At 68.7% G+C, this 19,409-nt stretch carries 18 protein-coding genes; 6 read left to right on the forward strand and 12 right to left on the reverse strand.

The window, feature by feature from the left end; translation table 11 throughout:
• From C7389_RS24930 to C7389_RS17830, 11 genes are all read right to left on the reverse strand, one after another.
• Positions 1–986, reverse strand: a 986-nt coding sequence (locus C7389_RS24930) for a cache domain-containing protein (RefSeq protein ID WP_162851777.1), incomplete at its 3' end; no start/stop codon positions are given.
• A gap of 382 nt (positions 987–1,368) precedes the next feature.
• Positions 1,369–2,991, reverse strand: coding sequence for a methyl-accepting chemotaxis protein (locus tag C7389_RS17785; protein WP_133593987.1), 1,623 nt, complete (start codon positions 2,989–2,991; stop codon positions 1,369–1,371).
• Between the two features lie 1,017 nt (positions 2,992–4,008).
• Entirely contained in the window at positions 4,009–5,013 is a 1,005-nt protein-coding gene (locus tag C7389_RS17790) for an ATP-binding cassette domain-containing protein (RefSeq protein WP_133593989.1), read from the reverse strand.
• A 12-nt stretch (positions 5,014–5,025) separates the two neighbouring features.
• Positions 5,026–5,814 carry an aliphatic sulfonate ABC transporter permease SsuC gene (gene ssuC, locus C7389_RS17795; protein WP_133593991.1) on the reverse strand — a complete coding sequence of 263 codons (789 nt, stop codon included), beginning with the start codon at positions 5,812–5,814 and terminating at the stop codon, positions 5,026–5,028.
• Positions 5,815–5,959: 145 nt separating this feature from the next.
• On the reverse strand, positions 5,960–6,985 hold the full coding sequence (locus tag C7389_RS17800) for an aliphatic sulfonate ABC transporter substrate-binding protein (protein WP_133593993.1): 1,026 nt from the start codon (positions 6,983–6,985) through the stop codon (positions 5,960–5,962).
• A gap of 66 nt (positions 6,986–7,051) precedes the next feature.
• Positions 7,052–8,242: an FMNH2-dependent alkanesulfonate monooxygenase gene (ssuD, locus tag C7389_RS17805; protein WP_133593995.1), complete on the reverse strand. Its 1,191-nt coding sequence runs from the start codon at positions 8,240–8,242 to the stop codon at positions 7,052–7,054.
• Positions 8,243–8,352: 110 nt separating this feature from the next.
• Positions 8,353–9,324, reverse strand: coding sequence for a sulfonate ABC transporter substrate-binding protein (locus C7389_RS17810; protein ID WP_133593997.1), 972 nt, complete (start codon positions 9,322–9,324; stop codon positions 8,353–8,355).
• An 81-nt stretch (positions 9,325–9,405) separates the two neighbouring features.
• On the reverse strand, positions 9,406–10,002 hold the full coding sequence (gene ssuE, locus C7389_RS17815) for an NADPH-dependent FMN reductase (RefSeq protein WP_133593999.1): 597 nt from the start codon (positions 10,000–10,002) through the stop codon (positions 9,406–9,408).
• A gap of 10 nt (positions 10,003–10,012) precedes the next feature.
• Positions 10,013–10,228 carry a TOBE domain-containing protein gene (locus C7389_RS17820; RefSeq protein ID WP_133594002.1) on the reverse strand — a complete coding sequence of 72 codons (216 nt, stop codon included), beginning with the start codon at positions 10,226–10,228 and terminating at the stop codon, positions 10,013–10,015.
• Between the two features lie 168 nt (positions 10,229–10,396).
• Positions 10,397–10,750: a DUF2325 domain-containing protein gene (locus tag C7389_RS17825; RefSeq protein WP_246034867.1), complete on the reverse strand. Its 354-nt coding sequence runs from the start codon at positions 10,748–10,750 to the stop codon at positions 10,397–10,399.
• A gap of 247 nt (positions 10,751–10,997) precedes the next feature.
• Positions 10,998–12,602, reverse strand: a complete 1,605-nt coding sequence (locus tag C7389_RS17830) for an FMN-binding glutamate synthase family protein (protein ID WP_133594003.1) — start codon at positions 12,600–12,602, stop codon at positions 10,998–11,000.
• Between the two features lie 391 nt (positions 12,603–12,993).
• Between C7389_RS17830 and C7389_RS17835 the strand changes: the two genes are divergently transcribed.
• The 5 genes from C7389_RS17835 (at position 12,994) to C7389_RS17855 (ending at position 18,052) form a co-directional block, all read left to right on the forward strand.
• Positions 12,994–14,031: an ABC transporter substrate-binding protein gene (locus C7389_RS17835; protein WP_133594004.1), complete on the forward strand. Its 1,038-nt coding sequence runs from the start codon at positions 12,994–12,996 to the stop codon at positions 14,029–14,031.
• Entirely contained in the window at positions 14,028–14,834 is an 807-nt protein-coding gene (locus C7389_RS17840; RefSeq protein WP_133594005.1) for an ABC transporter ATP-binding protein, read from the forward strand. The genes C7389_RS17835 and C7389_RS17840 overlap by 4 nt, the downstream gene beginning before the upstream one ends.
• Positions 14,835–15,010: 176 nt before the next feature.
• Positions 15,011–15,820, forward strand: coding sequence for an ABC transporter permease (locus tag C7389_RS17845; RefSeq protein WP_133594006.1), 810 nt, complete (start codon positions 15,011–15,013; stop codon positions 15,818–15,820).
• A gap of 7 nt (positions 15,821–15,827) precedes the next feature.
• Positions 15,828–16,529, forward strand: a complete 702-nt coding sequence (locus C7389_RS17850) for a thioredoxin family protein (RefSeq protein ID WP_133594007.1) — start codon at positions 15,828–15,830, stop codon at positions 16,527–16,529.
• A gap of 185 nt (positions 16,530–16,714) precedes the next feature.
• Positions 16,715–18,052 (forward strand): phenylacetate--CoA ligase family protein, encoded by a 1,338-nt coding sequence (locus C7389_RS17855; RefSeq protein WP_133594008.1) that lies wholly within the window; start codon positions 16,715–16,717, stop codon positions 18,050–18,052.
• Between the two features lie 120 nt (positions 18,053–18,172).
• Here the strand turns inward: C7389_RS17855 and C7389_RS17860 are convergent, their stop codons facing one another.
• Positions 18,173–18,655 (reverse strand): DUF3592 domain-containing protein, encoded by a 483-nt coding sequence (locus C7389_RS17860; protein WP_162851778.1) that lies wholly within the window; start codon positions 18,653–18,655, stop codon positions 18,173–18,175.
• Between the two features lie 224 nt (positions 18,656–18,879).
• Here C7389_RS17860 and C7389_RS17865 point away from each other — a divergent pair, with 224 nt between their 5' ends.
• Positions 18,880–19,278, forward strand: coding sequence for a YidH family protein (locus C7389_RS17865; RefSeq protein WP_133594010.1), 399 nt, complete (start codon positions 18,880–18,882; stop codon positions 19,276–19,278).
• Positions 19,279–19,409 lie beyond the last annotated feature (131 nt).

The raw sequence follows: 19,409 nt of genomic DNA on the forward strand, positions 1-19,409 counted from the left end.
TCGGCGGCGGTGGCGGAGCTGTCTTCGGTGTCCTGCGCGCTCTGGGAGATGTGGTTGATGCTCACCGTCATCTGCTCCACCGCGGCGGCCATGGCCGAGGTGGCATCCGACTGGGTGCGTGCCGCCAGCGCCACCTGGTCCGCGGCTTCGGCGATGTGGCCGGCGTTGCCGACCAGGGTGCGGGCATTGCTGCCGACGCCGGTAACCATGCCGCGCAGGCCTATCAGCATCTTGTCCAGCGAGGCCAGCAGGCTGCCAGGCGGCACCTTGCCGACTTCGGCGGTGAGGTCGCCTTCGCTGGCGCGCTCCATCAAGCGCATCGCCACCAGCGGTTCGCCGCCGATCTGGCGCAGGATGGCGCGGGTGATGGCCCAGGCGGAGGCGCCTACCAGCAGGAACATTACCAGTATGCCGATGCCGACCTTGAGCAGTTCGTTGCGGAACATGGCGTCGAGGTCATCCAGGTAGAGGCCGGTGCCGACCGCCCAGTCCCAGGGCTGGGAATAGGCCAGATGCTGCAGCTTGGGCACCTGCACATCGCTGCCCGGGCGCCGGCTGAAGGTCTCTACATAGCCACTGCCGGTGGCGGCGCCGACCAGTTGGCGCACGATGTACTGGCCGGATTTGTCCTTCCGCTCCCAATGGTTGACGCCTTCGTAATCGGGCTGGGTGGCGTGCATCACGCCCATGCCCTTGCTGTCGTAGACGTAGAAGTATTCGTTGCCGAGGTAGCGCATGGAGCGCAGCACCTCCTTGGCGCGCTGCTGGGCTTCTTCCCGGCTGAGCTCGCCTTTCTGCTCGCGGGCCTGCATGTCCTTCACGACCGACATTGCCATGTCCACCGCGGCATGCAGGGTGGCCTTGCGGTCTTCCAGCATCTGGCCGCGCAGATGTATCACCTGCGCGCCGGCAAGACAGACCAGACCTGCCAGCGCCACCCCTACCAGGACGATCAGGCGCCCCCTCAAACCCAGTTTTTCGAACATGATGCAGACCCCTCCGTGGGCGGGCGACGATGATCCAAGACTAGTCCACGCCCCGGCAATTGCTGGTGGCGCGCTGGCGGCGGAGAACCCCCTTCCCCGCCGCCGCCAGCCCTTCCCAGGCTGGCCGGAACGCATCCTGAACGTATTGCTTATGGACTAGCTATGAAATAGTTCCGCGGCACCATCCGGTTGGCGGGAGGGAGAAAAACCGGCGCAGGTAGCGGCAGCCCGTCCGCCGGATGCGGCGGGGAGCCGGATAAATGATGTTGGAAAGCGGTGCCGCGGGAGAGGCCCGGGGCACGAGCATTTCCGCGCTCCGCCACCGCCGCGCGGGAAAGATATCCAGCAGAGCCGGCGCAGGCGGCTGGCCCTGCCACGAGGCTCAGCAGCGGAAGCGCGCCACCATACTGTTGAGGTCGTCCGCCACCCGCTCGGCGGACTTGGCGGAATCGGCGGTGCTAGCCATCGCCGCGCTGGTTTCCTCCACCATCTGGGCGATGGTCTCCACCTGCTGGGCGATGGCAGTGCTGGCGGCGCTCTGTTCCCGGGTCGCCAGCGCCACCTCGCGGATACGTTCCAGCGTGGCGGCCGCGCCTTCGCGGATGGCGCGCAGGGAGGCGGCAGCATCGTGCGCCAGGCCGACGCCGTGTTCCACCTGTGGCAACACCGCATCCATGGCGGAAACCGCGGCGCCGGTCTCGCTCTGAATGGCGCCCACCATGTCGCCGATCTGCACTGTCGCGGTGGCAGTGCGCTCGGCCAGGCCACGCACCTCGTCGGCCACTACCGCGAAACCTCGGCCCTGCTCGCCGGCGCGGGCGGCTTCGATGGCGGCATTCAGCGCCAGCAGATTGGTCTGGGCGGCGATGTCGCGGATGACGCCGGTGACCGTGCTGATTTCGCCCGCCCGCGCTTCCAGCTGGCGGATGGCGGTGGCGGCCGCGGTGACGCTGTCGGAGATCTTGCCGATTTCTTGCGCTGCCTGGCTCACCCGCTGCTCGCCCTCGGAAGCCTTTTCGGCGGCGGTGGCGGAGCTGTCTTCGGTGTCCTGCGCGCTCTGGGAGATGTGGTTGATGCTCACCGTCATCTGCTCCACCGCGGCGGCCATGGCCGAGGTGGCGTCGGACTGGTTGCGCGCCGCCAGCGCCACCTGGTCGGCCGCTTCGGCGATGTGGCTGGCGCTGCCGATGAGGGTGTGGGCGTTGCCGCCGACGCCGGCCACCATGCCGCGCAGCCCGCTCATCATGGTTTCCAGCGAGGCCAGCAGGCTGCCAGGCGGCACCCGGCCGACGCTGGCGGTGAGGTCGCCCTGGCTGGCGCGCTCCATCAGGTGCGTCGCCAGCAGCGGCTCACCGCCGATCTGGTTGAAGATGGCGCGGGTGATGGCCCAGGCCGCCAGCCCTACCAGCAGGATCGCCACCAGCACGCCGATGGCGGATTTGAGCAGCTGAGCGTGGAAGGTGCGGTCCAGGTCGTCGATGTAGAGGCCGGTGCCCAGCACCCAGTCCCAGGGCTGGAAGTGCTCCAGGTAGTGCAGCTTGGGCACCTGTTCATCGCTGCCCGGCCGGGCGGTGAAGCTCTGCACGTAGCCCTTGCCACTGAGCGCGGCGTCTATCAGCGCCCGCATCACGTACTGGCCGGATTTGTCCTTGCGGTCCCAGTGGCTGCGGCCGACGTAGTCCGCCTGTATCGGGTGCATGACGCCCATGGCCTTGCTGTCATACACATAGAAGTATTCGTTGCCGAGAAAGCGCATATCGCGCAGCACCTCGGTGGCGCGGCGCTGGGCTTCCTCACGGCTCAGTTCGCCCTTGGCCTCGCGCGCCTGGAAGGACTTCACCGTGGACACCGCGAGGTCCATGGTCGCCTTCAGCGTCGCCTTGCGGTCGTCCATCAACTGGCTGCGCAGATGCAAGGCCTGCACGCCGGCCAGGCCGACCAGCCCGACCAGCGCAATTGCGACAAGTACGAGCAGCCGGCCCTTCAATCCCATATTTCGAAACATGATTTGGCCCCTCCGCATGAGCCGGGTAACGCGTGGATGTTGTCGGCGCCGCCCGCAGGGGGGCCGGCGGGCCGAGACAGCAGGGGCGGAGTCTTCCGCCCCGCCCCGTCGCTTTACGACCGGAAACGGCAAAACCTGAACACCATATGCCACGCATGAAATCGGGCATGACAGGAAGCCGGTTCGCACCCTTACCCGGAGATGACCATATGGCGCGGCTCTCGCACTGTGGCACCAGGAAGTTCCAGGGACGTTGACCGAGGGCAAAGGAAGCCTGCTCACCCTCGGGAATGAATGAGCACGGACACAGGCGGGATCGATATGCGCCAGTGCAAGCGGCAGCGCACCGGTCTTTCCCAAGCGGGTTCTGGCGGCGCGGTCATCCGCCCCCCGTTCTCCAGGCAGATGACTCAGGGCTCCGGCCAGCGCCGATTCGAGGCACGTTTAGCCCGGCCACGCCCGGTCGACTTTCAGAACAAGGGCATCCAGGATCGCATGGACATCGCATATACATAAGAAATTGCCGCCTCGGCGAATTGGCCGAAGGCAATGGCTCAATGAAAAGCCAAGCGAAGATCTGGAAATCCGCTCGACATTGACTATTGCATTGGGGGTCACTGCTTCGAATCGATGCAAGCAGCGCATAACGATCTATCGCTTGAAACAGAGGAGACGCTTCAATGTCAAATGCATTCAGCAGGATATTGAATGTCGCAGGCGGACTGGCCCCCAGGGGTGGCCCGGCCCCCATCAATCTCCCGGGCTATCCAGCGGTCTCCCTCCATACATCAAGCTCCCGCCGTGCCGCTATTCACGCGCCTGGCGAGTGGCGGCTGCGTTCCCATCTGTACATGTGAGATCAATGCGGCAAGCAAGGCCCGTTCTTCGTCGCGCTGGAGCCGATGAACCTCATTCCGAATGCGAATGCCTTGTTGATCTACTCGGACCATACCGACCTGTTCCCGAGCAAACAGGGCAGAGCCGCCGTAGCGATAGAGTAGTCCGGCGCCCGCCCGCTCAGCGCGGCAAGGCCAGCGCCACTTCGTTGGACTTGAACACCGCCACCACCTCGGCGCCCACCTCCAGCGGGTGTTCGCGCAGATTGCGGGTGGTGAGGGTGGAGATGACGCTGTCGCGGCGGCCGTCAGCGCTCACCACCTCGATCTCCACTTCGGACAGCACCTCGTCGCTGCGTATCGCCACCACCTTGCCGCGCACCTGGTTGCGGGCGTTGAGCGCCTGCACGGTGAGCAGGCGGTCCAGCACCCTGCCCTCCAGCGCGGCATAGGCGGCGTCGCCGCGGGAGCGCGGGCGCGGCAGTTCGACACGCTGGTCCAGCGCGATGCGGCCGTCCTCGATCAGCACGATGCGGTCGGCCAGCGCCACCGCCTCGCCGACGTCGTGGGTGACCAACACCGCGGTGAAGCCGTGCTCCCGCCACAGCTGCTCGATCAAGCGCTGCATCTCGATGCGGGTGAGCGCATCCAGCGCGCCCAGCGGTTCATCCAGCAGCAGCAGGCGCGGCCGGTGCACCAGCGCCCGAGCCAGGGCGACACGCTGACGCTGGCCGCCGGAGAGGCGGGTCGGCCATTCCCCGGCGCGGTCGGCCAAGCCGACCTGGGCGAGCGCCTTGCGCGCCGCCTCCCACACCGCCCACTTCTTGCCGGGCAGGCCGAGGGCGACGTTCTCCACCACCTTCTTCCACGGCAGCAGGCGGGCATCCTGGAACATGATGCGGGTGTCGTCGTCCAGCCCGCGCACCGGCTTGCCGTTGATGCTGAGCGCGCCGCCGTCCGCTTCATCCAGCCCGGCCAGCAGGCGCAGCAGCGTACTCTTGCCGCAGCCGCTCTTGCCGACGATGGCGACGAACTCGCCGGGGCGGATGTCCAGGTTCAGCGTGCTCAGTACGGTGCGCTCGCCGAAGCGGCGCTCCGCGCCCTGCACCTGCACCGCCACGCCATTGGCCGGACGCAGGCCCTGCTCGGCCACGCGCTCGAATTCCTTGCGGTCGATTCCACTCATGATCCGGGTTCCTCAGGCGGGCTGGTAGGCGCTGTTCCAGCGCAGCCAGGTGCGCTCCAGCAGACGGGCGGCGACGTCGGCAAGCTTGCCGAGCACCGCGTAAAGGAGGATGGCGAGTACCACGATGTCGGTCTGCAGGAACTCGCGCGCGTTCATCGCCATGTAGCCGATGCCCGAGGTGGCGGAAATGGTCTCGGCCACGATCAGCGTCAGCCACATGAAGCCCAGCGCATAGCGCACGCCGACCAGGATGTTGGGCAGCGCGCCCGGCAGGATCACCTGGCGGAACAGCGCCCAGCCGTTGAGGCCGTAGGAGCGCCCCATCTCCACCAGCGCCGGATCCACCGCGCGGATGCCGTGGAAGGTGTTGAGGTAGATGGGGAAGAACACGCCCAGCGCGACGAGGAAGAGCTTGCCCTCCTCGCCGATGCCGAACCACAGGATGACCAGCGGGATCAGCGCCAGGTGGGGCACATTGCGCACCATCTGCAGGGTGGTGTCGAACAGGTGCTCCGCCAGCCGGTAGCCGCCGTTGATGAGGCCGAAGAAGAAGCCGATGCCGCCGCCGATGGCGAAGCCGGTGGCGGCGCGGGCAAAGCTGGCGCCCAGGTGGGTGAACAGCTCGCCGGACAGCGCCAGCTCATAACCGGCCCGCAGCACCGCCCAGGGCGCCGGCAGGATGCGGGTGGACAGCCAGCCTACCTGCGCCGCCAGCTGCCACAGGGCAACGATCAGCACCGGCACCAGCCAGGGCAGCAGGCCGCGCCAGCGCTGGCGGGCGGGGGATTTGGGTTTGCTCATGGTTCGGGCTCTCTCGTCAGGGGGATTCGTCCAGCCTTGGGGGGCGATGCTTTATCGGGCGGCGATGCCGGCCCCTCTGGCCGGCAGCCACGCCGATCGAGGCGGAACCGCGGGCAGCGGAGCCCGCCTCGGGCCATCCCGCACCTCAACCCGGCGTCCAGATCCTCACCTCGGTCGCCACCACCTTCTTAGGCAGCAGCTTCTCGGCGAAGAAGGCATCCGCGATCCGCTGCTGCTCGCCCAGTTGATCCGGCGTTACCGCCCGCAGCTCGTAACTGCGGCGGCTGTTGGCGAGTTCCACCGTGTCCGCATCCAGGCCCCATACCGGCGACAGCAGGGCCGCGGCTTCCTTCGGGCTGGCCTTGACCCAGCGGCCGACTTCGCGCAGCTCCTCGAACAGTACCGCCAGCACGTCCGGCCGCGCTTCGGCGAAGGCGTCGGCAGCGAGGTAGTAGCGCTTGTACTGCGCCACCGCCGGCTCGCCGGTCAGCAGGCGCACCTTGGACTGGCGCTGCACACCGGCGAGGAAGGGGTCCCAGATGGACCACGCGTCGATGGCGCCGCGCTCGAAGGCGGCACGGCCATCGGCAGGAGGCAGGTAGGCGACTTCCACGTCCTTCACCGTGAGGCCGACGCTGGCGAGCGCAGCGATCAGCAGGTAGTGGGCGCCGGCGCCCTTGGCCAGGCCGATCTTGCGGCCCTTGAGGTCTGCCAGGCTGCGGATGGGCGAGGCTTCCGGCACGACGATGGCCTGCGCGGCGGGCGACGGCGTTTCCTGGGCGACGTAGGTGAGGCGGGCGCCGGCGGCCTGGGCGAACACCGGCACGGTGTCGGCCACGTCGGCGCTGAACTCCAGGCTGCCGATGTTGAGCGCCTCCAGCAGCGGCAAGCCGCTGGTGAATTCGTACCACTCCACCTTCAGCCCCAGCGGCGCCAGCCGGCGCTCCAGCGAGCCGCGCGTTTTCAGCAGCACGGTGAGGGTGGAGGATTTCTGGTAGCCGATGCGCAGCGCCTTGCCTTCCCAGGCGGCGGCGCGGGCCAGGGGGACAGCAGCGGGCAGCAGCGCCAGCGCGGCGAGGCCGCCCAGGGCCTGCAGGGTTTTGCGCCGGGTGGTGCCGGGCTTGCGCTGCAGCGTGTGCCTGCGCTCCGGCAATACGTCTTTGTTGTTCATTTCCGTGTCCTGTGGGGAAGCCCGGGCAAGGCGGCAGGCGCCCTGCCCGGTTTCATGGCGCCCGGCTCAGCTGGCCGAGGCCTTTGGGTAAAGGGCCTTGGGATAGAGGTCGTTGGCCACCATCTCGCCGAAGGGGCTGATCAGCGTCGGCGCCTTGCGCAGGCCGTCCGGCAGCGTGCTTTCGGCGCCGGCGAGCTTGATGTGGGGGAAGACCAGTTCGGCGAAGCGGTAGGCTTCCTCCAGGTGCGGGTAGCCGGAGAGCACGAAAGTGTCGGCGCCCAGCGCGGCGTATTCCTTCAGGCGCTCGGCGATGATCTTGCCGTCGCCCACCAGCGCGGTGCCGGCGCCGCCGCGCACCAGGCCGACGCCGGCCCACAGGTTGGGCGCCACTTCCAGCCTGCTGCGGTCGCCGCCGTGCAGCTCGCGCATGCGGCGCTGGCCCTCGGAATCCATGCGGCCGAGCGAGGCCTGGGCGTTGGCGATGGTGTCGTCGTCCAGGTAGCGGATGAGTTCGTCCGCCGCCTGCCAGGCTTCGGCCTCGGTTTCGCGCGGGATCACATGCAGGCGCACGCCGAAGCGCACCTGGCGGCCTTCCTTCTCGGCGCGCTTCCTCACGTCGGCGAACTTGCGCGCCACCTCTTCCGGCGGCTCCCCCCAGGAGAGGTAGAGCTCCACATGCTTGGCGGCGGTGTCGTGGGCACGGTCGGAAGAGCCGCCGAAGAACAGCGGCGGATGCGGCTGCTGCAGCGGCGGGAAGAGCTGGCGCGCGCCCTTCACCTTCACGTACTTGCCGTCGTAATCCACCGTTTCGCCGGAGAGCAGGCGCTTCCACACGTCGAGGAACTCGTCGGCGTGTTCGTAGCGCTCGTCGTGGCCGAGGAAGATGCCGTCGGCTTCGAGGTCGGAGGCGTCACCGCCGGCCACCACGTTCACCAGCAGCCGGCCTTCGGAGAGGCGGTCCAGCGTGGCGGTCTGGCGCGCCGCCACCGTTGGCGAGATGGTCGCCGGCCGCAGCGCCACCAGGAACTTCAGCTTGCGCGTCACCGGGATGAGGCTGGAGGCGACAATCCAGGAATCCTCGCAGGAGCGGCCGGTGGGGATGAGCACCCCGCCGTAGCCCAGGCCGTCGGCGGCCTGCGCGATCTGCTTGAGGTAGTTGTGATCCACCGCGCGGGCCTGGTGGGCGGTGCCCAGGTAGCGGCCGTCGCCATGGGTGGGAAGGAACCAGAAGATGTTGAGCGGCGTGTCCTGACTCACGGAAGTCTCCGGAAAAGGGATGATCGGTCGGGCTCTCGGGCCGGGGAGAGGCGCAGGGAAAGACAGGAGGCGCGGCGCGCGGCTTGCGCCGGCAACCGCGCCGGCTGGCATCAGGGCGCCGGCCGCCACACGGCGGAGGCCACGTCCAGCTTCTTGGGGATGAGCTTGAGTTCGAACAGGGTGTCGGCCATCTGCTGCTGGTGCTTCACCACGTCATCGCTCAGCGGCTTGACGCCGTAGCCGTAGCGGGAGACGGACACCGCGGCCACTTCCACCGGCAGGCCGATCTGCGGCGCGACGATGGCGGCCGCGTCGCGCTGGTTCTTGCCCACCCAGGTGCCGGTCTCGTTGATCGCCACCAGCGCCGAGGCCAGCACCTCCGGATGCTTGTTCACGAAGCTGCGGGCGGCGATGTAGAAGTTGTAGTTGTTCACGATGCCGTTGCCGTCGGCCAGGATGCGGGCGCCGATCTGCGCTTCGGCGGCGGCGCCGAAGGGGTCCCAGATGGCCCAGGCATCCACCGCGCCTTTCTCGAAGGCGGCGCGGGCGTCGGCCGGCGTGAGGAAGGCGACCTCCACGTCGCTGTACTTCAGCCCGCCGCTCTCCAGCGCCTTCACCAGCAGGTAATGCACGTTGGAGCCCTTGTTCAGCGCCACCTTCCTGCCCTTCAGCTCGGCCAGCGACTTGATCGCCGAATCCTTGGGCACCAGGATCTTCTCGGCGCGCGGCGCCGGCGGCTCGTTGCCGACATAGACCAGGTCCGCGCCGGCGGCCTGGGCGAACACCGGCGGCGTCTCGCCGACCACGCCGATGTCTATGCTGCCGACGTTGAGGCCTTCCAGCATCTGCGGGCCGGCGGGGAATTCCGTCCAGCTCACCTTCACGCCCTCCGCCTTCAGGCGCTCGTCCAGGTTGCCGCGCGCCTTGACGATGGACAGGGTGGAACCCTTCTGCCAGCCGATGCGGATCTCCTTCTGCTGCGCATGGGCGGGCACGCCGCCCAGCGCCGCCACGGCAACGATGGCGGCGGAAGTCTTGAGGGCCAGGCGCAGCAGGCGCCGGCGGGGGGAAACGGTCTTCATCTGGATGAACTCCTGTACGAGCGCTGCTCGATGGAAGTGCTGCGTTTCTACGAAAACGGGTGGTGGGCTCAGCTGCGGCCTTCAGCCGCTGACCGGCAGCGGAAACGCGGACTCGACCGCGACCGCGCTGCGCGGCCCGGCGAGCGGCCAGCGGAAGCGCAGGGCGGCATCCTCGAAGCGGTCCAGCGCCTCGTGCAGCCGGCTCTCGGCCTCGCCGGCGATGCGCAGTCCGTCCGGCGTGTATTCGAGCTGGCTGTCGGCGATGAACACGCCGTTCAGCACCACCCGTGCATCCAGCGCCGCCAGCACCGGCTTCAGCGCGTACTCCACCGCCAGGGTGTGGGCCACCGAGCCGCCGGTGACCACCGGCAGCACCACCTTGCCGGCCAGGCCCTTCTGCGGCAGCAGGTCGAGGAAGGTCTTGAGCGCGCCGCTGTAGGCGGCCTTGTAGACCGGCGTGGAGATGACCAGCGCCTGGGCGCGTTCCACCTTGGCCAGCGCCGCCTGCAAGGCCTGCGTGTCGGCGCGGGCGAACAGCAGGTCCTCCGCCGGCAGATCGCGCACCGCCAGGCTGTCCACCCGCTCGCCGCTGCGGCCCAGGCGGGCGCCTATCCATTCCAGCAGCGCCCGCGAGCGCGAGGAGGCGGCCGGGCTGCCGGCCAGCGTCAGGATGCTCATGGCGTGCTCCTCAAACCTTGGCGATGGACACTTCGGTGGACTTCACCAGGGCGATCACCTCGCTGCCGAGCTGCAGTTGCAGCTCATCCACCGAGCGGGTGGTGATCACCGAGGTGACGAGGCCGTGCGGCGTCTCGACGTCGATCTCCGAAACCACCGGGCCGCGGATGATCTCCTTGATGCGGCCGCGGAACTGGTTGCGCACGTTGATGGACTGGATGGACATGAATGGCTCCTTGCGTGTCGGGGTGAATCCCGCGCCGCGTCCCTGCTTCCGGGCAGGGTGCGGGCGGCGTCGAGGTGTTGAAGCGGGATGCGGAAAAGGGAAAGCGGTGGGCAGACCGGGCGGGACCGCAGCTAGCGGCAATAGGGCGCGGATGAGCTGGCGCCGGGCCTAGTTCGCTTTGCCCTTGCGCTGCATCTCCACCGGGCAGCCGGCGGCGGCGCATTCGGTGGCGCCGGGCACGACACGGGCGAGCTTGTCGCGCATGTCCACCAGCGAATGGCGGCAATACACCACCGGCAGGCCGCGGCTGGCAGCCTGCCGGCGCACGCTGTACAGCAGGTCGTGGTTGATGCGGTCGCAGAGCACGACCACCAGGCGGGTATCGATGGGAATCGGCCGGCGCTTGTCGCCCACATGGCGGCCCGACCAATGTTCGGTGCGGCTCACGCCCAGGTGCGCCGCCCGCTCAAGTTCCGCCCGGATGGCATCCACCCGGTCGGCTCCAACTACCAATGCCCTCATTGTTTTCTCCCGAATCGCGGCTACCCGTTCCAGGTATTCCCTCGCGTCGTCGGGATAATTTGCAGAAGGCCTCTTATAACTTCCAATACTATTTTTTGCGTTGCTTATTCAGTCTCGCTGCAGAGCAACACAGGGGAGATCCGGTTGAATGTCAGCAGCCACAGGCCTTCCAGGCACGCCTCCCTGCCTATGGCCGAGCGCCTGCACACCCCACCGCGGGCAGGCTGAAACCGGGCAGGCTGAAACACTAGGCGCCCACGGGATCGAAGCTGTCCGCCCGCGCCATTTCCCAGGAGCGTTCGTAGAAGCGCCCTTCCACCCTGCCCTCCAGCAGCTCGCCGGGCTTGAGGAAGGTGTGAAGCTGGGCGTAGAGGCGGATTTCGCTGGCGGACAGGCGCTGCACCAGGTGGTTGGCGTCCAGTTGGGCGGGATGGGTGAGGCCGGCGGCGGCCAGCATCTCGGCCAGCGCCTTCAGGGTGTTGCGGTGGAAGTTGAACACCCGCTCCGCCTTGTCCTCCACCACCAGCGCGCGCTGGCGCAGCTTGTCCTGGGTGGCGACGCCGGTGGGGCAGCGGTTGGTGTGGCAGGACTGGCTCTGGATGCAGCCGATGGCGAACATGAAGCCGCGCGCCGAGTTCGCCCAGTCCGCGCCGAAGGCCAGCGCGCGGGCGATGTCGAAGGCGCTGACGATCTTGCCGCTCGCACCAATCTTGATCTTGTCCCGCAGCCGCAGCCCGACCAGGGTGTTGTGCACGAAGAGCACGCCTTCGCGCATCGGCACGCCGAGGTGGTCGGTGAATTCCAGCGGCGCGGCGCCGGTGCCGCCCTCCTTGCCATCGACCACGATGAAGTCCGGCGTGATGCCGGCCTCCAGCATGGCCTTGGCGATGGCCATGAACTCCCAGCCGTGGCCCAGACAGAACTTGAAGCCGGTGGGCTTGCCGCCGGAGAGTTCGCGCAGGCGGGCGATGAACTGCAGCAACTCGATGGGCGTGGAGAAGGCGCTGTGGGCGGCCGGCGACACGCAGTCCTCGTCCATGGACACGCCGCGGGTGGCGGCGATTTCCGGGGTGATCTTCTTCTTCGGCAGGATGCCGCCGTGGCCGGGCTTGGCGCCCTGGCTGAGCTTGATCTCCACCATCTTCACCTGCGGATCGCGCGCCTGGCGGGCGAAGGCCTCCGGGTCGAAGCTGCCGTCCGGCTTGCGGCAGCCGAAATAGCCGCTGCCCAGCTCCCAGATCAGGTCGCCGCCGTGCTCACGGTGATAGGGGCTGATGCTGCCCTCGCCGGTGTCGTGAGCGAAGCCGCCCAGGCGCGCGCCCTTGTTCAGCGCGCGGATGGCGTTGGCGCTGAGCGAGCCGAAGCTCATCGCCGAAATGTTGAAGATGGAGGCCGAGTAAGGCTGGCTGCACTGCGGCCCGCCGATGGCGACGCGGAACGCCGCCGGATCGCGCGGCGGCGCCGGCCGTATCGAGTGGTTGATGAACTCGAAGTGGTTGTCATAGACATCCACCAGCGTGCCGAAGGGCTTGTCCGCGCCCTCGTTCTTCGCCCGCGCATATACCAGCGAGCGCTGGGCGCGGGAGAAAGGCAGCTGCTCCCGGTCCGCCTCCAGCAGGTACTGGCGGATCTCCGGCCGTATCGCCTCCATCAGGTAGCGGATGTTGCCCAGCACCGGGTAGTTGCGCCGTACCGCGTGGCGCTTCTGCAGCAAGTCCCATACCCCCACCAGGCTCAGCAAGGCGCTGGCGAGGGCGAAGGGCCACAGCCAGTCGTGCTGCAGGAAGGGCACGCAGGCCAGGGTGAACAGCACACAGCAGGCGAAGAAGGCATAACGGCTGAGCAAGGACATCGACGGCTCCCGGAGGCGGCAAGGCAGTGCAGCGAATAGTAGCCGCCGCGCGAGCCACGCATCCGGACGCCGTGCAGGCAGGCGCCCCCGCAGGCGCCGGGCGGAAGTGATGCGGCGCGTCATCCCCGGCCGCGCGCCGGCAAGCCCCTCTACGGCGCTCCCCCTCATCCGGCCTATACGGATGGCATGAAAGGGCGCGGCATCCTGTCTGCCAGCGTGGAGATCCACTGCTGGCGCGGCTTTCGGTACCCTTCCCCCATATTGCCAATAGTGATTAAGAACACATTTATTATTATTTCAGCCGTCAAACTTCCGCACTAAACTCCCGACCTTTTCGCGCCTGTTCCATTGGGGAACATGCGGCGAGACAGCAAAAACCAAGGGAGCAAGCATGCAAAGCGGACACCGCACCGGACAACGCCTACGCGCCGGCCTCGCCGGCCTCATCCTCGCCCTCGCCGCCGGCAGCGCGCTGGCCGAATCGCTGAAGGTGGGCTATCTGCCGGTCACCGGCCACGCCAAGTTCTTCGTCGCCAAGGAACAGGGCTTCTTCAAGGAAGAGGGCCTGGACGTGGAGTTGGTGGAATTCGTGAACTCCGCCGACGGCCTCAACGCGGTGGTGGCCAACAAGCTGGACGTGGGCGCCTTCGGCACCGCCGCCCCGCTGGTGCATTACGCCCGCGGCTCCGAGCTGAAGATCATCGGCGGCATCATGGGTGAAGACGCCGCCATCATCGTCAAGCCGGAAAACGCCGGCACGATCAAGACCGTGGCCGACCTGCGCGGCAAGAAGATCGCCACCATCCGCCTCGCCACCGGCGACGCGGTGCTGCGCGCGGCGCTGAAGGACGAGAAGCTGAACTGGAAGAACGACGTCCAGATCTTCGAATTGAAGAACCCGCCGGCGGTGCTGGAAGCGGTGAAGTCCGGCCAGGTGGACGCCGGCGTGGTGTGGGGTCCGCATGACATCCGCGCCGAACGCCAGGGCCTGAAGGTCGTCATCCGCTCCTCCGACGTGCAGCCGGGCCACCCCTGCTGCCGCCTGGTGGTGAAGTCCGACCGCGCGGCCAAGGGCGACACCTGGGACCGCTTCCTGCGCGCCATCCTGAAGGCGGAGAAGTTCGCCGCCCAGAACCGCAAGGAAACCATCGACTCCATCCAGAAGTACGTGAAGCTGGACCGCGACATCCTGGAACAGGGCTACTACTCCCCGCACCTGGACCAGACCAGCGACCCCAACGTGAAGGGCACGCAGAAGTTCTGGACCACGCTGGTCGAAGCCGAATTCGTCGATGGCACCCGTCCGCTGGAACCCATCTTCGAAACCGGCCCCTACCACCGCGCGCTGGAAAAGCTGGCCAAGGAAAACCCCAAGGATCCGTACTGGAAGGAAAAGCTCCAGGCGGAGAAGGCCAGGAACGTTCTGTGAGCACCCGCGGCGGACACGGCGGCAACGACCTGCAGGTGAATGGGCTGGCCTTCGCCTACGGTGAGCAGCTCATCCTGCAGGGCATAGACCTGACGGTGGCGGGCGGCGAGTTCGTCGCCCTGCTCGGCCCCAGCGGCTCCGGCAAGTCCACGCTGCTGCGGCTGCTGGCCGGGCTGGAGAAGCCCGCTCGCGGCCGCATCAGTGCCGGCGGCCATGAGGTCGCCGGGCCGGGTCCGGACCGCGCGGTGGTCTTCCAGAACTACTCGCTGTTCCCCTGGATGACGGTGGGCGACAACGTCGCCGAGGCGGTCGCCAAGGCCCATCCCAAGCTGGACCGCGCCGAGCGCCGCCGCCGCGCCTGGGAGCAACTGGACCGCGTCGGCCTCGGCGAGGCCGCCGCCCGTCATCCTTTCGAACTCTCCGGCGGCATGCAGCAGCGCGCCGCCATTGCCCGCGCGCTGGCGCTGGAGTCGCCCTTCCTGCTGATGGACGAGCCCTTCGGCGCGCTGGACCCGGTGAACCGCGCCCGCCTGCAGGATCTGCTGGTGGAAGTGTGGGAGCGCGGCCAGCCCCGGCGCACGGTGATCTTCGTCACCCACGATGTGGACGAGGCCCTGCTGCTGGCCGACCGCGTGGTGGTGATGGGCGCTTCGCCCGGCCGCATCATCGCCGAGCACACGGTGCCCTTCCCGCGCCCGCGCCGCCGCGCCGCCCTGCTGGGCGACGACAGCTTCCACGCCTTGCGTGAACGCATCACCGACGCGCTGGACGCCGACACCCTGGCCCATCTGGACCCGGCATGAGCACCTGCCGCGCCGCCCCCTCCGAGCAGCACCGCGCCCTTCCCGGCCGCGGCGCTGTACGGCAGGCACGGCCCGCGGCCCCGTTTCACCCCGGCCGGCAGCTCCGGCCACCCGTTTTCACGCCGCTGGCGGCCCACCCGGCGGCCATCGCAGCTGTTGCAGCCAAGGAGTACTGAATGTCATCCGAGCAGAACACGCTCGCCGCCCCGGCCCAATCGGACGCTGCCGCCCAGGCGCGCAAGCGTGCCCCCTTCGCCTGGGAACCCTTGCTGCTGGCCGCCGTGCTGCTTGTTGCCTGGCAGCTGATAGGCGCTTCTCTCGCCGGCCAGGGCAACCCCCTGCTGCCGACGCCGGCCATCGTCTTCGACGCCTTGTGGCAGTCGCTGCCGGAACTGGGCCGCGGCACCGTGTCCTCCTTCCTGATCCTGATTCCCGGTTTCGGCCTCGCCCTGGTGCTGGGGGTGGCACTGGGCCTGCTGTGCGGCACCACGCCGCGGCTGGCGCGCGCCTTCTTCCCTTTCGCCAAGGTGGCGGCGCCTATCCCGCCCACGGTGTTCATCCCCTACGCCATCGCGGTGCTGCCGACCTTCCACCTGTCGGCCACCTTTGTCGTCTTCCTCGGCGCCTTCTGGCCCATCTTCCAGAACGCCGCCGCCGGCGCGCTGGCAGTGGAAGGCCGCCACCGCGACAACGCCCGCGTGCTCGGCTTCTCCCGCCTGGAAACCCTGCGCAAGGTGGTGTTCCCGGCCGCGCTGCCGCACATCTTCTCCGGCATGGCGGTGGGCCTGGGCTTCTCCTTCATCCTGCTCACCGTGGCCGAGCTGTTCGGCGCCAACGCCGGCCTGGGCCGCTTCGTGCAGTACTACGCCGACTTCGCCGACTACCCGCGCATGGTGGCCGGCATCCTCTACACCGGCGCGGTCACCTGGGCGGTCATGAGCCTGCTCGATGCCCTGCGCCACCGCGCCCTGTTCTGGCTGAGGTAAGAAGGTCATGAGCTCCCCCAAGCCTCCCCGCAACACCTTCGCCGACCCCACCGTGCCGGAGTTGCCGCCGGAGCGCCCGGAGCTCATTCCCGGCGAGCCGCTGCCCCTGCCGCCCGGCCTGCAGGCCGGCCGCGAAACCCTGCTCGGCCGCGGCCTGTGGATAGGGCTGGTCGGCGTCGCCCTGCTGCTGGCCTTCCTGTTGTTCGGCGAAAGTGGCGCGCATGCCGGCGGCTCCGCGCCGGCTACCGCCACCAAGGCGCATGGCGACGGCTTCTTCCCCGGCACCGCCGACCTCTCCGCCGCGCTCGCCGAGGCCCGCAAGCAGGGCCGCAAGGGCGTGGCGGTGCTGTACGAAATGAATGGCTGCGGCGAATGCGCCAAGCTGCGCGCCACCACGCTGCAGGACGCCGCCCTGCGCCAGGACTTCCGCCGCAGCTTCGTCGCCGTCTCGCTGATGGCGGACGAACCCGGCGCCCTCACCAACTTCGAAGGCCAGGCCACCACCCTTGCCGGCTTCGCCCGCGACGAGCGGGTATTCGCCCTGCCGACCCTGGTGTTCTACGACCTCGACGGCCTGCCGGTCGCCCGCCAGACCGGCAGCGCGCTCTCCGTCGCCGAATGGCGTCAGCTGACGCGCTATGTCGCCGAAGCCGGCTACGAGGAAGCGCCCTTCCCCGTCTGGCAGGCCGCCCACGGCAAGGGCGGCTGAAGGCAGCCATCGCCTGATTCCAGGACGGCGGCAGCGCGGCAGATCCAGCGCCCGCCGCCGCAGACCGGGCGCTACAGCCCGGCCAGACATCACCCCAGCACCGGCGCTCCCGGCCGGAATCCGCATGCGCGTCCGGTCGCAGGCCGGCACGCATCCAGCCGCCTTACCCCTTTCCTTTCCCGACCATGACGAACGATACCGATCGCAAGTACTGGGACCCGGCGCTCGAAACCCAGTCCCGCGCCGCCTGGAACGCCCTCAAGCTGGAGCTGCTGCAGCGCCACCTGCGCCACGCCTATGACAATTCGCCCTACTACCGCGCCAGCTTCGAGGCCGCCGGCGTGCGGCCGGAGCAGCTGCGCAGCCTGGACGACCTGCGCCGCTTCCCCACCCTGGACAAGAAGATCCTGCGCGAACGCCAGGAGGCCCAGCCGTTGCTGGGCGACCTTGCGGCGGTGCCCGAGCGGGAAGTGGTCTACGTTTCCGCCTCTTCCGGCTCCACCGGCGTGCCCACGGTGTCGCCCTTCACCCAGCAGGATTTCGACGACTGGATAGACTATGAGGCGCGCCAGTTCTGGTCCTCCGGCCTGCGCCCGCACGATCGCTACGCCCACTCGCTCAACTTCTCGCTGTTCATCGGCGGTCCCTGCGTGCTCGGCGCGCAGAAGCTGGGCGCGCTCACCATCCACGCCGGCACCGTGCCCTCGGAGCGCCTGCTCGCCATCCTCAAGCAGTTCCAGGCCACCGCCATCTGGACCACGCCCTCCTACGCCTGGTACCTGGGCGAGACGGCGCAGAAGGAAGGGCTGGACCCGCGCACGGAGCTGGCGGTGCGGCGCATCTTCGTCGCCGGCGAGCCGGGCGGCTCCATCCCAGAAACCCGCGCCCGCATCGAGGCGCTGTGGGGCGCGCAGGTTTATGACTACTACGGCCTCTCCGACATCTTCGGCGCCTGCGCCGGCATGTGCGAAGAGAAGAACGGCCTGCATTGGGCGGAAGACCACATCCTGGTGGAAGTGCTGGACCCGGACAGCGGCGAGCCTGTCGCCCCGGGCGAGCGCGGCGAGATGGTGCTGACCACGCTCAAGAAGCGGGCCCGGCCGCTGATCCGCTTCCGTACCGGCGACATCGTCAGCTTCACCGACGAGCCCTGCGCCTGCGGCCGCACCAGCCAGCGCCTGCTGGGTGTGCATGGCCGCCGCGACGACATGCTGATCATCCGCGGAGTGAACATCTTCCCCAGCGACGTCGAAGCCATCGTCCGCCAGGACCAGGACTTCAGCGGCGAGTACCGGCTGATCGTCGATCGCCCTGACCACCTCGACCGCCTCACCATCGAGGCCGAACGCAGCGCCGCCTACGCCGGCAGCGATGCGGCGCTGGCCGAGCGCCTGCGCGAACGGGTGAAGGCACTCACCGGCGTTGGCGCGCAGGTGAGCATCCTGGCGGCGGAAGCGCTGCCGCGCGCCACCCACAAGGCCAAGCGGGTGGAGGACAGGCGCGGACAGGTATGGACCGCTTGAGATACCAGGCCGCAGGGCAGCGTTAGCCGGGGCCTTATCGAGTGCGCTACCGAGTACGCGACCGGACCGACGGCAGGTGGAAGGAGAACGGGCCGGCAGCCGGGCATCCCGCCCGCCACCTCATTCCCGCCGCGCCGGCGGCAGCCCGATCACGCCCGGGGGTCTGAAGTAGACCATCAGCAAGGCGCCGCCCAGCAGCATGAACAGCGCGCCCAGCGCGGAAAGGAAGAGCGGCAGCCCGGCCGAAGTCAGGCCGGCGCCGCGGGGAAAGTTCTGCAGCGGATCGGCCGGCGCATACAGCACCTCCACCGGCCCTTCTTCCGGCAGCGCCTTCCACAGCCGCTCGCCTATGCTGCGCACCGCCTCCACCCGCTGCCCGGAAGGCGCCACGAACCAGTATTCCAGCTGGTAATCGCTATCGCCGTCGGCGGCGGCGAGGAAGGTCTTGCGCACGATCTGGCCGGTGGCCGAGGCCCCCTGGCCGGCGATGGCGTTGTCGCGCCAATACTTCACCCAGGCGCCGGCTGCGGCGAGCAGGCCGGCGGCAAGAAAGAGGCTGCCCAGCAGCAGCAGGCTGCGGCTGGCGCCGCGCATTCGGGGCATGTTCCCGTCCTGTTCCAGGGCCGCCACGGTATTGCCGGCGGCGGGTTCCGCTCGCCGCCGGCCGCCTCCGCGAGGGCCGCGCATGATGTTTCGTTCTAGCACCCGGTGGGCCGCTGGTGAGCGGAAGCCCTGCGGCGAAGCATACAAGCGGCACCTCCGCGACCGTGGCGCCGGCAGCACTGTCTTACACTCCGCCCCTGCTTCCTCTTGCCTGGAGTCCCCCCGTGTCCGACCTCAAGGATCCACGCGTGCTGTTCGCCGCCGAGCGCACGCTGCTGGCCTGGAACCGCAGCAGCCTGGCCCTGATCGCCTTCGGTTTCCTCATCGAACGCAGCGCCTTGCTGCTGGAACTGGCGGCACCGCAGCGCAACGCAGCACTGCACCCGGGCTACGCCCTGTGGCTGGGGCTGGCCTTCATCCTGCTCGGCGTCACCGCCGCGCTGCACTCCTGCCGCGAGTACCGGGTGGTGCTGCGCACCCTGACCCCCGCCGAGTTCCCGCCTGGCTACCGCGCCACCTGGGGCATGGGCCTCAACCTGGCGGTGGCCTTGCTGGGCCTGCTGCTTGCCGCCGCACTGTGGCTGAACGCGGCTGCGACCAATGTGCCCGGCGCAGCGGGCTGAGAGCGGACCGTGCACAAATCCACACTTCGGCGCCCGCCGGCCAGCGCAATATGCGTAGGGCCAGGGACCCTGCTCGAGGCGGGCCGATCAAGGCGGAGGGGGAGAGCTCGGCGGGAAACGTATCCCTCCTC

Source organism: Azoarcus indigens, from assembly GCF_004361735.1.
GTDB classification, from domain to species: Bacteria; Pseudomonadota; Gammaproteobacteria; order Burkholderiales; family Rhodocyclaceae; genus Azoarcus; species Azoarcus indigens.

Excerpts from the sequence above, each read along its gene's own strand:
- C7389_RS17785 (WP_133593987.1), bottom strand. The coding sequence starts at position 2,991 with ATGTTTCGAAATATGGGATTGAAGGGCCGGCTGCTCGTACTTGTCGCA.
- C7389_RS17790 (WP_133593989.1), bottom strand. The coding sequence starts at position 5,013 with ATGAGTGGAATCGACCGCAAGGAATTCGAGCGCGTGGCCGAGCAGGGC.
- ssuC (WP_133593991.1), bottom strand. The coding sequence starts at position 5,814 with ATGAGCAAACCCAAATCCCCCGCCCGCCAGCGCTGGCGCGGCCTGCTG.
- C7389_RS17800 (WP_133593993.1), bottom strand. The coding sequence starts at position 6,985 with ATGAACAACAAAGACGTATTGCCGGAGCGCAGGCACACGCTGCAGCGC.
- C7389_RS17810 (WP_133593997.1), bottom strand. The coding sequence starts at position 9,324 with ATGAAGACCGTTTCCCCCCGCCGGCGCCTGCTGCGCCTGGCCCTCAAG.
- ssuE (WP_133593999.1), bottom strand. The coding sequence starts at position 10,002 with ATGAGCATCCTGACGCTGGCCGGCAGCCCGGCCGCCTCCTCGCGCTCG.
- C7389_RS17820 (WP_133594002.1), bottom strand. The coding sequence starts at position 10,228 with ATGTCCATCCAGTCCATCAACGTGCGCAACCAGTTCCGCGGCCGCATC.
- C7389_RS17825 (WP_246034867.1), bottom strand. The coding sequence starts at position 10,750 with ATGAGGGCATTGGTAGTTGGAGCCGACCGGGTGGATGCCATCCGGGCG.
- C7389_RS17830 (WP_133594003.1), bottom strand. The coding sequence starts at position 12,602 with ATGTCCTTGCTCAGCCGTTATGCCTTCTTCGCCTGCTGTGTGCTGTTC.
- C7389_RS17835 (WP_133594004.1), top strand. The coding sequence starts at position 12,994 with ATGCAAAGCGGACACCGCACCGGACAACGCCTACGCGCCGGCCTCGCC.
- C7389_RS17845 (WP_133594006.1), top strand. The coding sequence starts at position 15,011 with ATGTCATCCGAGCAGAACACGCTCGCCGCCCCGGCCCAATCGGACGCT.
- C7389_RS17850 (WP_133594007.1), top strand. The coding sequence starts at position 15,828 with ATGAGCTCCCCCAAGCCTCCCCGCAACACCTTCGCCGACCCCACCGTG.
- C7389_RS17855 (WP_133594008.1), top strand. The coding sequence starts at position 16,715 with ATGACGAACGATACCGATCGCAAGTACTGGGACCCGGCGCTCGAAACC.
- C7389_RS17860 (WP_162851778.1), bottom strand. The coding sequence starts at position 18,655 with ATGCCCCGAATGCGCGGCGCCAGCCGCAGCCTGCTGCTGCTGGGCAGC.